The organism is Pseudorhodoplanes sp., from assembly GCF_035565795.1.
Classification (GTDB): Bacteria; Pseudomonadota; Alphaproteobacteria; order Rhizobiales; family Xanthobacteraceae; genus Pseudorhodoplanes.
This window is the reverse complement of sequence record NZ_DATMRV010000224.1, coordinates 17,868-33,595: the sequence shown is the minus strand read 5'-3', so window position 1 is coordinate 33,595 and position 15,728 is coordinate 17,868. Positions and strand designations below refer to the sequence as shown.

The following is a 15,728-nucleotide window of genomic DNA, read 5'->3' as shown; positions in this document are numbered from 1 at the left end:
GCGACGTACGACCTGCAACTCTGGAGCTATGCCAGCGCCGAAGCGCAGATCGCGGCAATCTCAGATGACATCGCCTATGACGCTCACGACATCGATGACGGCCTGCGCGCGGGTCTGTTCACAATCGGCGACCTGCACGACGTTCCGTTCGTCGGCGGCATCGTGCGCGAAATCGACCGGCGCTATCCGGGGCTGGAGCCCGCGCGGGCCGCGCATGAGCTGATCCGTCGGCTGATCACCTGGATGATCGAGGATGTGGCGGCCGAGTCGGCGCGCCGCCTGAAGGCCCTTGGGCCGTCCTCCGTCGACGACATCCGCGGCGCGGACAACGCGGTGATCGGGTTTTCCAGCGCCATGGCCGAGGCCGAGCGCGGCATCAAGGATTTCCTGTTTCCACGCATGTACCGCCACCAGCGGGTGATGCGGGTCATGCGGGAAGCGGAGGATGTGCTGCGCGATCTGTTCCGCCATTTCTCGGCAAGGCCCGAGGACATGTCGGAGGAGTGGCGAAGCGGACTTGCCGGGGCCTCCGAGGCGACCCGGGCGCGGCGCGTCGGCGATTTCATCGCCGGCATGACCGACCGTTTCGCGCTCCAGGAGCACCGGCGCTTCTTTGACTTGACCCCGGAACTGCGTTAGTCCGCGCCGCCCGTCCGACCCCCCAAGAACAAGCCGATGGCGCACGAAACCCAGTACGAAAACCTGTTTGCCACCATGCTCGGTCGCGTGACCGCTGCGAACGAAGCCCTGATCGCGGCGGGCATGCTGCCGGCCGGTATCGACCTGTCGCGCATCACGGTCGAGCCGCCGCGCGATCCGAGCCACGGCGACATGGCGACCAATGCCGCGATGGTTCTGGCGAAGGACGCCGGGAAGAAGCCGCGCGAGCTTGCCGATGCGCTGGCTGAAAAGCTCCGCGCCGATCCGCTGATCGAGAAGGTCGATGTCGCGGGGCCGGGCTTCATCAACATGACGCTGAAACACGCGACTTGGCTCGGCGCCTTGCGCGCGTCGATCGCGAGCGGCGACGGCTACGGACGAAGCGCGATCGGCCGGAACCACAAGGTCAATGTCGAATATGTGTCCGCCAATCCGACCGGCCCGATGCATGTCGGCCATTGCCGGGGCGCGGTGTTCGGCGATGCGCTCGCAAGCCTTCTTGCGTTTGCCGATTTTGACGTCACGCGCGAATTCTACATCAACGATGCGGGCGCGCAGGTCGACGTGCTCGCGCGCTCGGCATTCCTGCGCTATCGCGAGGCGCTTGGCGAAGACATCGGCGTCATTCCGGAAGGCCTCTATCCCGGCGATTATCTGAAGCCGGTCGGCGAAGCGCTCGCGAAGCAATACGGACGCGACCTCGCGCAGAAGCCGGAGAGCGAGTGGCTGCCGGTCGTGCGGCAGATCGCGATCGACATGATGATGGCGATGATCAGGGAGGATCTCGCCGCGCTCAATGTGAAGCACGATGTGTTCTTTTCGGAGCGCTCGCTGATCACGGACGGCGACAAGGTCGGCGGCATCATCGCGCAGCTGAAAGGCGAGGGCGAAGTCTACGAAGGGCGTTTGCCGCCGCCGAAGGGCGCTCCGGTCGACGACTACGAAGACCGCGAGCAGACATTGTTCCGCTCCACCGATTTCGGCGACGATGTCGACCGCCCGCTGAAGAAGTCGGACGGCAGCTACACTTATTTCGCGTCCGACATCGCCTACCACAAATCGAAATTCGATCGCGGCTTCCGCGACATGATCGACGTGTGGGGCGCCGATCATGGCGGTTACATCAAGCGCATGCAGGCGGCGGTGAAGGCGATCAGCAAGGGGCAGGCGAGCCTCGACGTGAAGATCGTGCAACTGGTGAAGCTCCTGCGCGCCGGCGAGCCCGTGAAGATGTCAAAGCGCGCCGGCGAATTCGTCACGTTGCGCGAGGTGGTCGACGAGGTCGGCTCCGACGCTGTGCGGTTCATGATGCTCTACCGCAAGAACGATGCGCCGCTCGATTTCGACCTCGCCAAGGTGATCGAGCAGTCGAAGGACAACCCGGTCTTCTACGTCCAGTACGGGCATGCGCGCGGGCATTCGATCTTCCGGCAGGCCCGCGAGGCCTTCCCGAACCTGCCCGAAACGGCGGAGGGCCGGCTTGCGCTCCTGTCGGGGGCGGCCATCGAAAAGCTGACCGACGCGGGCGAGATGGCGATTATCCGGAAGATCGCCCTCTACCCGCGGCTGGTCGAAACCGCCGCCCAGGCGCATGAACCGCACCGAATCGCTTTTTATCTGTATGAATTGGCGAGCGATTTTCATGCCCATTTCACGCAGGGGAAGGGCTTGCCTCATTTACGCTTCATTAGACAAGATGATGAAGAGTTAACCGTGGCGCGTTTGGCACTGGTCCAGGCCGTCATCACCGTGTTTGCCTCGGGTCTCGGACTGCTTGGCGTGGGGGCGCCGGAGGAAATGCGGTGAGGTCGCGTGACGCGGCACTGGTTCGTTGGGGGTCACCACTTCCAGATTGAAGTGCCTCGCGAGGCATGTCGTTTTGTGAAGTCGTCGACGATGCGGCTGGAGGGATAGCCGTGTCGAACCGACCCGGTCGAAGAAGGTCGCAAAATGGCGGAAAACGATCGTACCCGCGGTCATCGCGATAACGAGACATATCGGCGGCCCAGGCCGCAACCGGCGCAGTCTGCGGCTGATCCGCTCCAGGAACTCGCGCGGCTGATCGGACAACAGAACGAGTCCGCGCCGTCCTATCGGCAAAATGGCGCGCCGACGCCTTACGGCGATGCGCATGACGCCGGTCAGCACTGGGCGGCTCCGGATCCTTACGCGCCTCAGGATGGCGGCCAGGGTAGCGCACCGCGCTGGCACCAACCCTCCTTTGCCGACGATCATTCCAGTTCGTACGGCCATGGCCAGCACGACCAGCGATATGACGCGCCGGAGGCTGAATACGGCTCTTATCCGTCAGGCTATGGCGAGCAAGGCGCCACGCCTTATGGCGACGGTCCGTACGCGGACCCGCGTTACGCCGATCCTCGCTACAGCGACCAGCAAGATCCTCGCTACGGCGATCAACAATATGCCGCCGATCCGCGCCACAACGATCCCCGTTATGGCGATCCCCGTTACGGCGACAGCCGCTACAGCGACCAGCATTACGACCGTGGTGCCCCGCAGGGTTATGCGGACCCGCGCTATGCCGAGCCTAATTTCGGCACGCCGTCCTATGGCGCCAGCGGCTACGCTCCCCAATCTGACGGCTACGCGCAGCACGGTTCCGATCCGCGCTATCAGGGCTACGGTCAACATGCCCCGGCGCCGGGTTATGGCGATGCCTATTACGGCGCGCCGCCGATACCCGCTGCGGTGGCTGCGGCGTCCGATGATCGCGTACCGGCAAAGCGCCGCGGCAACATTGTCACGGTGCTTGCGGTCCTCGCGCTCGCGGTGGTGGGAACGGCGTCGGCCTTCGGCTATCGCGCAATGTTCGTTGGTTCCGGCTCGCCAGTTCCGGCGCCTGTCATCAAGGCCGATCCTCGTCCTTCAAAGGTCGTTCCCGCGACCGATGCGAGTAACAAGCCGATCCAGGATCGCATTGGCGTAAAGACCGAAAAGATCGTCCCGCGTCAGGAAGAGCCGGTCCAGCAGGCCGCACCCGGGCAGCCGCGCGTGATCGCGCCATTCCTCGCAGGGCAGAACCCGCAGGCCTTCCCGCCGGCCAGCGCGAATATCGCGCCGGCCACCTCCGGGTCAGCCACGCAGCAGTCGACCGCGGCCGGTGAGCCGAAGCGCATCCGTACGGTTCCGATCAAGCCGCCGGGCGCCGAGACCCCAGGGCCAAGGAGCAGCCGCGCCACGCAGCCTGAGGAGGCGAGCGCCGGAAGTAATGGTGCAGGTCCGCTTGCGCTGGCGCCAACCGGCTCGGTCCCTCCGGCAGCGCGACAGGCGGCTCGTCAGGCCCATGCCGCTCTCCCGCAGAACGAAGCCGTTCCGTCTGCCTTCCCGACGCCGCTGCCGGCGGCCCCGAGCGCATCCCGCGCCCCGGCCAGCGGCCCGTTTGCGGTGCAGGTGACGTCGCAACGCAGCGAGGCCGATGCCCAGTCGTCCTACCGGTCGCTTCAGCAGCAGTTCCCGTCGGTCCTTGGCAATCGCCAGCCGGTGATCCGGCGCGCCGATCTCGGTGAGCGGGGCACCTATTATCGCGCGCAGATCCCGTTCCAGAGCCAGAACGAGGCGAGCGAGTTCTGCAGCAGCCTTAAGGCCGCCGGCGGCCAGTGCGTCGTCGCAAAGAACTAGATTCCGGCGGGGCGGTTGCTGTTTACCGGTGGCGTTACGCACCTAACATGGTGCGACTGCACCGTGCCCCAGGTGGGCGGCGTATCGCACGCAAACGCTCATTTGGTTCGGGCGGATCACCTTCCGCAGCCGCAATCGTTTTGGCGCGGTCTAACGCTTGCGATGGTGCATGCACCTCATAGTCGGTGTAACGCACAATGGCGGAGCGACTATGACTCTGAATCATCCTGCTCTGGGTCGGGGCCAGCAATAAGAACCGCGATCCATGCAAATGCTGCGGCCAACGCAATAAATGGCGTGGCAAGGATTTCTCTGGTGCTCATGGATGTGGTTCTTAGGTGGTCTTTTCGAACATCAAGAAAATATGGTGCGGATCGAAAGGGTTATGGGACTTGTTTAAAAGACGAAGTCCGCAATGCTCAATTTCCTTCACGACGCGCTGGGTTGAAAAGCCTTGTCGGCCAACCTCCCACCAATGAGCCGATATCTGACGCTCTGGCGGCCGCTTCTTAATCGGTTCGACGTTAATCGCTGGCGACCCCATTAGGTCGCTATTCACATAAGCCTTCTTTCGAGCAAAAAATTTTGGCAATCGGAGTGAGAACGATAACGAAAGAAACGAGCCGGAATAAGGTAGCGAGATATAGAAATATCGATTGGTGAACTGGCGCATATGGCTGATCAAACGAGGCAGTTGCTCAAAAGGGTTGTGTTCAAGACACTCGAATGAACAAACCATATCGTAGACGCGGCCGTCGAAAGCGTAGTCCAATATGGAACTGATTGCGTCCGGGTAGAAGCGGTCCTGTGCATCAATCGAAACATGTTCTATTCCGAAATGACGAGACAAGGTGCGCGTCACATCGCGCCCGCCACCAAATTCCAGCACAGATCGCACATCCGGCAAGGTTACGATTGGCGCTGCCTGCTGCCAGATCGAGAACCACTCTGTATGTCGATGTGGCAGAAAGTCGTTGGCGAAATATCGGTACGCCTCAGACTCTTTGCCGCCCCATCGTTCTATGGGTGGAAGCATCCCATTCACAACTGACCTCCCAAGCTTTTTTAAAGGCCCAGCTCGCGACCCTATGTCTTCAGGCGAACCAGATGAGTCGCTTGGGCATCCGATGTTTACGCAGCCAGTAGTAGAAAAAGTTCCGACCGGCAAGAGCCGATGCCGCATAACCATTTCGCTTTAACTGTCTTCGAATGAACCGCGCCCGGCTGGAATGCGGAGTTATGCACCGTCCCGTTGCCCTGACCGGGTTTTCCGCGGCTTGACCCCCGAGTCCCGCAACGGCTAAGCCGCGCCAATGACCGCGCGCGCATTCATTTCCGGCATGGCCGGCACCGCGATCGGCCCCGATGAAGTCAGCTTCTTCCGGGATGCCCGGCCATGGGGCCTGATCCTGTTCAAGCGCAACATCGAGAACCCGGCCCAAGTGACGGCGCTGACGGCCCATTTTCGCGAGATCGTCGGTTGGGATGCCCCGGTTCTGGTGGATCAGGAGGGTGGACGGGTTCAGCGGCTCGGTCCGCCGCATTGGCCGGTTTATCCCCCGGGCTCTGCCTATGCGGCGCTGTATGAGCTGGATCGCGATCGCGGCCTGGAAGCGGCCCGTCTCGGCGGCCGGCTGCTCGCCGAGGATCTGGCCGCCGTGGGGATCGATGTCGACTGCGTCCCGGTCGCCGATGTGCCGGTGGCGGGCGCGGACCGCGTGATCGGAGATCGCGCCTTCGGCGATACGCCGGAACAGGTGGCGGCGCTCGCGGGCGCCCAGGCGGACGGTCTGATGTCAGCCGGCGTCCTGCCCGTGGTCAAACACCTGCCTGGACATGGCCGCGCCACCGCCGACAGCCATCTGAAGCTGCCCGTGGTGGAGACCGATCGCGCGACATTGGAAGCGACGGACTTTGCGGCATTCCGGCCGCTGTCAAGACTGCCGCTCGGCATGACAGCACATGTTGTGTTCAGCGCGATCGATGCCGTCCAACCCGCGACCACATCGGCGATAATGATCGGCGATGTGATTCGCGGATCGATCGGTTTCGAAGGCTTGCTGATGAGCGACGACGTTTCGATGGGGGCCTTGTCGGGCACATTGTCCGAGCGCAGCCGCGCAGTGTTCGCGGCTGGCTGCGACCTCGCGCTCCACTGCAACGGCAAGCTTGACGAGATGCAGGCGGTGGCGGAAGCCGCGCCGATGCTCGCCGGCAAGGCTGCGGCGCGCGCCGAACGCGCGCTGGCGCTGCGGCGCGGCCGGACCGAGATGGACATCGCCGCTGCGCGTGCGCGCTTTGCGTCTCTCATGAACCAGCCGGCGGGAGCGATCGCCTGATGACCGCCGAGATTATCCCCTTCAACGCCGATATGGCCGAACGCGCGCCCGACGAGCCTGCGCTCGTCGTTGACGTCGAAGGCTTCGAAGGCCCGCTCGATCTGCTGCTCACGCTGGCCCGTCAGCAGAAGGTCGACCTCGCGAAGATTTCCATTCTCGCGCTGGCGGATCAGTATCTCACTTTCATCGAGCAGGCGCGCAAGCTTCGGCTCGAACTCGCCGCCGATTATCTCGTGATGGCGGCGTGGCTCGCCTATCTCAAGTCGCGCATGCTTCTGCCGGAGGAAAAGCAGCCGGAAGGGCAGAGCGCCGAAGACATGGCGACTGCGCTCGCATTCCGCCTGAAGCGGCTTGAGGCCTTCCGCGTCGTTGCGCAAAAGCTGATGGAACTGCCGCAGCTCGATCGCGATACGTTCGCCCGTGGTGCGCCGGAGCCGATCAAGAACATCAAACATCCACAATGGACCGCGAGCCTCTACGATCTGCTTTCGGCCTATTCGGTGCAGCGGCAGAAGACCGCGCTCAATCAGGTTCGCTTCAAGAAGCGGCAGGTCTGGACGCTGGCCGAGGCGCGGCAGCAGATCGAGCGGCTGATCGGCGCGACGGACGACTGGAACAGGCTGGATCAGTTCCTGATCGCGTATCTCGTCGAGCCGTCGATGGTCGCGACCGTGACGGCATCGACTTTCGCTTCGACACTCGAGCTCGTTCGCGAGGGCGTGATCGAGTTGCAGCAACATGCGGCCTTCGCGCCGCTCTATATTCGCAAGAGCAAGGGCAAGACTCCGGGAACTGCCGGCACGACGGCGCACTAGGGCGCGAACCTCAATATGCTCACTGAAAGAGACTTGGCTGTTCGATCGTCGATTGAGCCGATCGGAGAGGGGAGTGACGGAAGGATGCAAGGCTTGGCCCGCAAACTGATGGACGACGGCGAGGAGGCTCCGGAGGCGATCCGGCAGCCGCAGGTGCGGCCGGATGAGTTGCGCATTCTGGAAGCGCTGCTGTTTGCGTCCAAGGAACCGCTCGACGAGAAGACGCTGGCGCAGCGTCTGCCCGAGGGTGTCGATCTCGCGCAGACCATCGCGATGCTGAAGGACGAATATGCGCCGCGCGGCGTCAATCTCGTGAAGGTCAATGGCAAGTGGACCTTCCGCACCGCCAATGATCTCGCCTGGCTGCTGACGCGCGAGGCGATCCAGCCGCGCAAGCTGTCGCGCGCGGCAATCGAGACGCTCGCGGTCATCGCGTATCACCAGCCTGTCACGCGCGCCGAGATGGAAGACATCCGCGGTGTCACCATGTCGAAGGGCACGATCGACGTGCTGCTCGAGACCGGATGGATCCGCCCGCGCGGCCGCCGCAAGGTGCCGGGCCGCCCGATCACCTACGGTACGACCGAAGCCTTCATCTCGCATTTCGGACTGGAGCAGTTGTCTGACCTGCCGGGCCTCGAGGAGCTGAAGGGCTCCGGCATGCTCGAAGGGCATCTGCCGCCGAACTTCACAGTGCCGGTGCCGAACGACGATCCGACCCTGCGCGACGACGAGGACCCGCTGGAGCCGGGCGACCTTGACCTCGGCCTCGCACCGCGGGCTGAATCCGAGGAGACAGAGGAGCAGCCGGCCGAAGCGCAGGCGGAGGTTGCCGCCGACAAGCCCGAGGATCGGCCTGAGGAGTAGATGGCGGCACCCGCCACAGTAAGCAGTAAGCGTATCGAGGCCGGCTCCACGCCTGCATCGATTGCGGCAAAGCTATCCTTCGACCATGTGACGCATCGCTACGGCGACGTCACAGCGGTTCGCGATGTCTCGCTCGACATCGAACCGGGCGAGATCGTGTGCCTGCTCGGCCGGTCCGGATGCGGCAAGACCACGCTGCTGCGGCTCGCTGCCGGCGTCGAGGATCCGAGCGAGGGGCGCGTTCTGATCAACGATCGCGCGGTCTCGCAGGGCCCCGGCTATCTGCCGCCGGAGAGGCGCGGCGTCGGGCTGATGTTCCAGGACTTCGCGCTGTTTCCGCATCTCACGAACCTTGCGAACGTGATGTTCGGCCTGAAGTCGCTGCCGCGCGCGGAAGCCGAACGCGAAGCGATGCGCGCGCTCGACCGTGTCGGCCTCGCCGCACATGCTGCGTCCTATCCCCATATGCTGTCGGGCGGCGAACAGCAGCGCGTCGCACTCGCGCGCGCTGTCGTGCCGCGGCCGAGCGTACTCCTGATGGATGAGCCGTTTTCCGGTCTCGACCGCCGGCTGCGCGACGACGTACGCGACGAGACCCTGAGCGTGTTACGCGAGGCCCGCGTCAGCTGCATCGTCGTCACGCACGATCCGGAAGAAGCCCTCCGGATGGGCGACCGCATTGCCCTGATGAATCAGGGATCGCTGATCCAGAGCGGCACGCCCGAGGAGATCTACACCCGCCCGAAGGACCTGTTTGTCGCGCGCTTCTTCTGCGACCTCAACGAGATTGCGGGAACCGTCCGTGGCGGCCTGGCCGAGACCCCGGTCGGGCGGTTTGCCGCACCCGGCATGGCCGACGGCACGCCGGTGATCGTGGCGATCCGCCCGCAGGCGTTGCGGTTCAGGTCGGGCGGCGAGGGCGCCGAGGCGCGCATCCGGCACCGCCAGTTCCTCGGTCATGTCGATCTCGTTGAAGTGGCGGTTGAAGGCGTTGATTCACCGCTGAAAGGCCGCATCCTGCGCGACGCCATTCCGCAGATTAACGATAGCCTGCGTCTGGAATGCGATCCGGCCGAAGTCCTTGTTTTTGCCGCGCCCGGAGCCTAGTTTCCGGTGATGTCCCGGTGCGCCCCTGATTGAAGGAAACGGCGCGCCTCCCGGAGGTTACGCGTCATGGGTTCACTCAGCATTTGGCACTGGATCATTGTCGTGGTCGTTGTGCTGCTCCTGTTCGGACGGGGGAAGATTTCCGAATTGATGGGCGACATGGCGCAGGGCATCAAGGCCTTCAAGAAGGGCATGTCGGAAGACGACACCGCCAAGGCTGAGCCGAAGCCCGGCGAGCCGATGAAGACCATCAATGCCGGCGACATCAAGCAGCAGGCCGAGACCCAGAAGAAATTCGAGGGCACGGTCTAAGGCAGGTCACACCGTCGACGCTCGCGGTGTGAGGGGGCGCCATCCGGAAGGGTTGGGCGCCCCTTGGAGTTAAAGGTCCATGTTCGACATCGGTTGGAGCGAGCTTCTCGTCATAGGCGTGGTCGCGCTGATCGCCATTGGGCCGAAGGAATTGCCCGGTGTGCTGCGCGCGGCGGGCCACTGGATGGGGAAGGTTCGGCGGATGGCGTCCGACTTCCAGGACCAGTTCCGCGAAGCGATGCGAGAGGCCGAGGTCGCCGATCTGAAGCGGCAATTCGAAGAAGCGAGCGCGAAGGCGACCTCCGCTTTCACCAATCCGCTTGAGACTGCTCAGAAAGAGGTTGAAGCCGCCCTCGGAAGCGATCCCGCGGCATCGTCGACCGGCGCATCCGCAAGTGCGACTGCCGAGCCCGATGCGGTCGAGCCCTCTGTTGGCGCTTCGGTCGCAGAAGCACAGCCTTCGGTCGTGCCTGACGTGCCCGTGGTGGCAAATGACGGCACGATCCAGATGCCATCCGATCCGGCCAAGCAGGGCGGAGGCAGTGCCGCATGAGCAACCGCAGGCCCGAAGAAGAAGATGAGATCGAGGCCAGCAAGGCGCCGCTGCTCGATCATCTGATCGAATTGCGTTCGCGCCTGATCAAGGCGCTGATCGCATTCGGCCTGGCGTTCATCCTGTGCTTTGCCTTCGCCAAGCAGATCTACAACATTCTCGTGTGGCCGTTCGTGTGGGTGGCCGGGCTCGAGAATTCGAAATTCATCTACACCGCGCTGCTCGAATATTTCCTCACGCAGCTGAAGCTCGCGATGTTCGGCGCGGCTTTCCTCGCCTTCCCGGTGATTGCCGGGCAGATTTACATGTTCGTTGCGCCTGGGCTCTATCGCAACGAGCGACAGGCCTTCGTACCGTATCTGATCGCGACCCCGATCTTCTTCCTGCTCGGCGCGCTCGTCGTTTATTTCCTGGTGATGCCGCTGCTGATCCGCTTCTCGCTCGGCATGCAGCAGACTGGCGACGGGCAGGCGGAGATCGCACTTCTGCCCAAGGTCGGCGAATATCTTTCGCTGATGATGACGCTGGTCTTCGCCTTCGGCGCGGCGTTCCAGCTTCCGGTGATCCTGACGCTGCTGGCGCGCATCGGGGTCATAACCTCGCAGCAGCTGCGCGAGAAGCGCCGCTACTTCATCGTCGGCGCGTTCGTGCTGGCCGCCGTGCTGACCCCGCCCGATGTGATCAGCCAGCTCTCGCTCGCGGTGCCGCTTTTGCTGCTTTACGAGGGTGCGATCTGGGCGGCCAGGATCGTCGAGAAGAAGTCACCGGCAGCAGGAGCGGCGACGGACGCGACCCCGGCCGAAGGCGCTGGCGGGTAGGGCGACCTTCCCCCGCCGCCAGGGCGCGGACACCTCGCCTCCCAAGGATCAGCGCCGACGGAGCGTTGGCTAACGCCATGAATCGGTGCTACGCCGCAGCCCTTTCCACCGTCATGGCCGGGTTGACCCGGCCATCCACGTCTTCCCGCGGGCGCGCCGCCAGGACGTGGATGCCCGCGACAGGCGGGCGTGACGAATCGAGGTAACGGTTCGCCATGCACGACATCCGATGGATCCGGGACAACCCGGCCGAGTTCGACCGGCGTCTGATGCGCCGCAAGTCCGACTTCAAGGGCACGGCCGAACGCCTGATCAAGCTTGACGAAGAGCGCCGCGCCGCCATCACCGCGGCCGAGAGCGCGCAGGCGCGGCGGAATGCTGCCTCCAAGGAGATCGGCGAGGCCAAGAAGAACAAGGACGAGGCACGGGCGTCGGCCCTGATGGCCGAGGTCGCCGAGCTGAAGGACAGGCTGCCGCAACTCGATGCCGCCGCGAAAGCGAAGGATGACGAACTGCTGAAGGCGCTCGCCGAACTTCCGAACCTGCCGCTCGATGAAGTGCCGGACGGCGAGGACGAGCACGGCAATGTCGAGCATCACAAGTTCGGTGCGAAGCGCGACTACGCGTTCACGCCGAAGCAGCATTTCGAGCTCGGCGAAGCGCTCGGCATGATGGATTTCGAACTTGCGGCCAAGCTGTCGGGCGCGCGCTTCGTGGTGCTCACCGGCGGGCTGGCGCGGCTCGAACGCGCGCTCGGCCAGTTCATGCTCGACCTGCACACGCAGGAGCATGGCTACACCGAGGTCAATCCGCCGGTGCTGGTGCGTGACGATGCGATGTTCGGCACCGCGCAATTGCCGAAGTTTCGCGAAGATCAGTTTCGTGCCGGCGACGACTTCTGGCTCATCCCGACCGCCGAAGTGCCGCTGACCAATCTGGTCCGCGAGGACATCACCGACGAAGCAAAGCTGCCGATGCGGCTCACCGCCTGCACGCCGTGCTTCCGCGCGGAGGCAGGCGCTGCCGGCAAGGACACGCGGGGCATGATCCGCCAGCATCAGTTCACCAAGGTCGAGCTCGTCTCCGTCACCACGCCCGAACAGGCGATGGACGAGCATGAGCGCATGACGGCCTCGGCCGAAGAAGTGCTGCGGCGGCTCGGCCTGCATTATCGGGTGGTCACGCTCTGCACCGGCGACATGGGATTCGCCTCGCAGAAGACCTACGACATCGAGGTGTGGTTGCCGGGCCAGAACATGTTCCGCGAAATATCGTCCTGTTCGGTCTGCGGGGACTTCCAGGCGCGTCGCATGAATGCGCGCTACAAGGGCAAGGACGGCAAGGTGAAGGGCTTCGTCACGACGCTGAACGGCTCGGGCGTTGCGGTGGGACGTGCCCTGATCGCGGTGATGGAGACCTACCAGCAGGCCGACGGCTCGATATTGGTGCCGGACGCGCTGCAGCCCTATATGGGCGGCATGAAAGTCATCGAGAAGAAGTAGGGGCGGGGCAATAGCAATGAGAATCCTCGTCACCAACGACGACGGCATTCATGCCGAGGGACTGAAGGTTTGCGAGGATATCGCTCGCTCGATCTCCGATGACGTGTGGGTGGTCGCGCCTGAGACCGACAATTCCGGCGTGTCGCATTCGCTGTCGCTGAACGATCCGCTGAGGCTGCGCGAGATCGGCCCGCGCCATTTCGCGGTGAAGGGCACGCCGACCGACTGTGTGATCATGGCGGTGCGCCACATCATCGCCGACCATCGTCCGGACCTCGTGCTGTCCGGCGTCAATCGCGGCCAGAACGTCGCTGAGGATGTGGGTTATTCCGGCACGGTCGCGGGCGCGATGGAGGGCACGGTCCTCAATATTCCCTCGATCGCGCTGTCACAGGCTTACGGGCCCGGTAACCGCGATAACCCGCCCTGGGACACGGGTCGCAAGTTCGGCCCCGATGTCGTGCGGCAGGTCCTGGCGACCGGCATCCCGAAAGGCTCGCTGGTCAACGTGAACTTCCCCGATTGCCATGCCGACGGCGTGCAGGGGCTGTCGGTCACCACGCAGGGCAGGCGCGATCAGGAATTGCTGCGCATCGAGCCGCGTTTCGACGGTCGCTCGAACCCTTATTTCTGGATCGCGTTTTCGCGGAAGGGCAAGCCGACGCCGGTGGACGGTACCGATTTGTCCGCGCTGGCACAGAACCGCATTTCGGTCACGCCGCTGCGGCTTGAGCAGACCGATCACGATTTCATGACGCGGCTTGCGGAGCAGTTTGACTAGCGCGGTCATTCGGGGTCCGCTTCCTCGGAGCGCCGCCGGATGACGAGAAAGGCGGGCAAGCAATGTGGCCGTCGAAGAACAAGAACATCGACCGTATGGAGTTCCTACTGACGCTGCGGCGTCGCGGGATTACCGACGCGGCGGTGTTGCGCGCGATGGACGAAGTGCCGCGCGAGATGTTCGTCAACGACGATACCCGGCAGCAGGCCTATCACGATCACGCGTTGCCGATCGCGTGCGGGCAGACGATCAGCCAGCCTTATGTCGTCGCCTATATGACCGAGTTGCTGGAGTTGCAGACGCATCACCGCGTGCTCGAGATCGGCACCGGCTCCGGCTATCAGGCCGCGGTGCTGTCACGGATCGCCGCCCATGTCGTCTCGATCGAGCGCTATCGAACGCTCGCGGAAAAGGCGCGCCGCACCTTCGATCGCATTGGCTACACCAATATCGATGTGATCGTCGGTGACGGTTTCGAAGGCGCGCCGAACCATCCGCCGTTCGACCGCATCATCGTCACCGCGGCGGCCGAAACCATCCCTGAGAATCTGCTCGGGCAACTGACCGATGATGGCATCATGGTATTGCCGGTCGGACCGCGCGATGGGACGCAACAGATCGTGCGGCTGCGCAAGACCCCCGACGGTGTCGAGCGCGAGGATCTGATTGCGGTGCGGTTCGTGCCGTTGATGCCCGGGATTGCGAAAGAGTTGTAAGTCTCGTCGGCGACACGCGTGCAAGCAATCGTAAACGCTGTTGCATCGTGCAAGTTGGCGAAGTCCATTAAGGTTTACGCGAAGCGTTCGCTTAAAGCCTTATTTACCCCGCGGGTGTTTAACTCGGCTCACTGTCTAGTAGCGTGAGTGAGTTTGTAAGATGCGTTCTGCTGAGCCTGCCCGCTCGCCTGCTGTGTCGCGTCTGGCTGTGTGCGCTGCGCTCGCTCTTGCGACCGCTGCCTGCTCAAGCGACGCCAACCGTATCGAACAGCCGTTCTCCAATCCGTTCTCGGGGCAACCGCTCGGTCCGGTCGCCCAGAACCAGCCGGCGCAGCAAGGCTACGGCCAGGGCCAAGGCGGTTATGGTCAGGGCGGTGGTCAAGGCTACGGTCAGGTGCAGAGCCAGCCGCTGCCTCCGGCACAGCCGGGCTATCAGCAGCCGGCTCCGCATTACCAGCAGCCGGCGCCACAATATCAGCAGTCGTCCTATCAGCCGCAGTCCGGTGGCGGCCGTGGTGTGAACCCGTATCCGTCGCAGCCCGAGGTGACCGGGTCGGTCCCGCAGCGTCCAGTGGTCTCGCAGCCGTCGCCGCAGAAGAGCTGGGACTGGAACGGCGGCACGCCGATCACGGTCAAGCAGGGCGAAACGATCCAGACGGTGTCGCGCCGCTATGGCGTGCCCGCGATCGCGATCGCGGAAGCCAACGGCATGACGACCGGCACGCCGATCTATCCGGGTCAGCGTCTGGTCATCCCGAAATACGGCAATGCGGGTGGCCGCGCGGTTCCTGCTGCGCCCGCCGCACCGCAACTGGCATCGACGCCGCTCACCACGGGCAGCGTGCGCCAGCCGGCGCCGGCGCGCCCGCTTGCCGCGCAAGGTCAGGTTCACACCGTTGCGCCGGGCGAGACCATGTTCAGCATCGGCCGGCGCTACAATGTCAGCCCGCTGGCGATTGCGCAGGCCAACCGGCTTCAGCCGCATCACAAGCTGCGCATGGGCGAGCAACTCACCATCCCCGGCGTCTCGCGGACCGCGCAGGCGCAGCGTCCGGCACCGGCACCGGTCGCGGCACCGGCTCCGGCCGCACAACCGGTCGCCGCGATGGCCCCGTCGCAGCGGGTCGCCGAAGCGCATTCACAGCAGATGCCGACCGCGCGCGTGATCACGCCGACGCCGAGCCCGATCGAGCAGGCGAAGGAAGACAAGGAAGAGCAGACCGCGTCCGCAGGCGGCGGAGGATTCCGCTGGCCGGTGCGTGGCCGCATCATTGCGGGATTTGGTCCGAAGCCCACCGGCCAGCAGAACGACGGCATCAATATCGCGGTGCCGGAAGGCACGCCGGTCAAGGCGTCGGAGGATGGTGTCGTGGCGTATTCGGGCAACGAGCTGAAGGGCTACGGCAATCTCGTGCTGGTGCGTCATGCCAGCGGACACGTTACCGCCTATGCACATGCCAGCGAATTGCTGGTGAAGCGCGGCGACAGCGTGAAGCGCGGCCAGGTCATCGCGAAGTCCGGCCAGACCGGCAACGTGTCCTCGCCGCAGCTGCACTTCGAGATCCGCAAGGGCGCGACGCCCGTCGACCCGATGCAGTTCCTGACCGGCGCGAGCTAGG

Annotated in this window: 14 protein-coding genes and 1 pseudogene; 14 read left to right on the top strand and 1 reads right to left on the bottom strand. The window is 64.2% G+C overall.

Annotated elements, in window-relative coordinates; translation table 11 throughout:
* The 3 genes and pseudogenes from VNZ93_RS19955 to VNZ93_RS19945 all read left to right on the top strand — a co-directional run.
* Positions 1-639 (top strand): annotated as a pseudogene (locus tag VNZ93_RS19955) (deoxyguanosinetriphosphate triphosphohydrolase); the annotation flags it as partial.
* Positions 640-675: 36 nt separating this feature from the next.
* Entirely contained in the window at positions 676-2,466 is a 1,791-nt protein-coding gene (gene argS / locus VNZ93_RS19950; protein ID WP_325709261.1) for an arginine--tRNA ligase, read from the top strand.
* A 144-nt stretch (positions 2,467-2,610) separates the two neighbouring features.
* Complete coding sequence (locus VNZ93_RS19945) at positions 2,611-4,299, top strand: SPOR domain-containing protein (protein ID WP_325709259.1); 1,689 nt, start codon at positions 2,611-2,613, stop codon at positions 4,297-4,299.
* Between the two features lie 334 nt (positions 4,300-4,633).
* On the opposite strand, the gene VNZ93_RS19940 is transcribed toward VNZ93_RS19945, so the two are convergent.
* Positions 4,634-5,344 (bottom strand): class I SAM-dependent methyltransferase, encoded by a 711-nt coding sequence (locus VNZ93_RS19940; RefSeq protein ID WP_325709256.1) that lies wholly within the window; start codon positions 5,342-5,344, stop codon positions 4,634-4,636.
* A gap of 268 nt (positions 5,345-5,612) precedes the next feature.
* On the opposite strand from VNZ93_RS19940, the gene nagZ reads away from it, so the two are divergent.
* From nagZ to VNZ93_RS19885, 11 genes are all read left to right on the top strand, one after another.
* On the top strand, positions 5,613-6,638 hold the full coding sequence (gene nagZ / locus VNZ93_RS19935) for a beta-N-acetylhexosaminidase (RefSeq protein ID WP_325709253.1): 1,026 nt from the start codon (positions 5,613-5,615) through the stop codon (positions 6,636-6,638).
* The gene (locus VNZ93_RS19930; RefSeq protein WP_325709250.1) at positions 6,638-7,453 is read left to right on the top strand and encodes a ScpA family protein; all 816 of its coding nucleotides are present in this window, start codon (positions 6,638-6,640) and stop codon (positions 7,451-7,453) included. The genes nagZ and VNZ93_RS19930 overlap by 1 nt, the downstream gene beginning before the upstream one ends.
* Before the next feature lie 93 nt (positions 7,454-7,546).
* Positions 7,547-8,320 (top strand): SMC-Scp complex subunit ScpB, encoded by a 774-nt coding sequence (gene scpB, locus VNZ93_RS19925; protein WP_325709247.1) that lies wholly within the window; start codon positions 7,547-7,549, stop codon positions 8,318-8,320.
* Positions 8,321-9,427 (top strand): ABC transporter ATP-binding protein, encoded by a 1,107-nt coding sequence (locus tag VNZ93_RS19920; RefSeq protein ID WP_325709244.1) that lies wholly within the window; start codon positions 8,321-8,323, stop codon positions 9,425-9,427. It begins immediately after the preceding gene.
* A 66-nt stretch (positions 9,428-9,493) separates the two neighbouring features.
* Entirely contained in the window at positions 9,494-9,739 is a 246-nt protein-coding gene (locus VNZ93_RS19915) for a twin-arginine translocase TatA/TatE family subunit (RefSeq protein WP_325709242.1), read from the top strand.
* Between the two features lie 79 nt (positions 9,740-9,818).
* A complete protein-coding gene (gene tatB / locus VNZ93_RS19910; protein WP_325709239.1) occupies positions 9,819-10,292 on the top strand; it encodes a Sec-independent protein translocase protein TatB in 474 nt (157 codons plus the stop codon).
* Complete coding sequence (tatC, locus tag VNZ93_RS19905) at positions 10,289-11,110, top strand: twin-arginine translocase subunit TatC (protein ID WP_325709237.1); 822 nt, start codon at positions 10,289-10,291, stop codon at positions 11,108-11,110. The genes tatB and tatC overlap by 4 nt, the downstream gene beginning before the upstream one ends.
* A gap of 215 nt (positions 11,111-11,325) precedes the next feature.
* Entirely contained in the window at positions 11,326-12,612 is a 1,287-nt protein-coding gene (gene serS / locus VNZ93_RS19900) for a serine--tRNA ligase (RefSeq protein WP_325709235.1), read from the top strand.
* Positions 12,613-12,628: 16 nt separating this feature from the next.
* The gene (gene surE, locus VNZ93_RS19895) at positions 12,629-13,393 is read left to right on the top strand and encodes a 5'/3'-nucleotidase SurE (RefSeq protein ID WP_325709233.1); all 765 of its coding nucleotides are present in this window, start codon (positions 12,629-12,631) and stop codon (positions 13,391-13,393) included.
* A 62-nt stretch (positions 13,394-13,455) separates the two neighbouring features.
* Complete coding sequence (locus tag VNZ93_RS19890) at positions 13,456-14,109, top strand: protein-L-isoaspartate(D-aspartate) O-methyltransferase (protein WP_325709231.1); 654 nt, start codon at positions 13,456-13,458, stop codon at positions 14,107-14,109.
* Positions 14,110-14,269: 160 nt separating this feature from the next.
* Complete coding sequence (locus VNZ93_RS19885) at positions 14,270-15,727, top strand: LysM peptidoglycan-binding domain-containing M23 family metallopeptidase (RefSeq protein WP_325709228.1); 1,458 nt, start codon at positions 14,270-14,272, stop codon at positions 15,725-15,727.
* Position 15,728 lies beyond the last annotated feature (1 nt).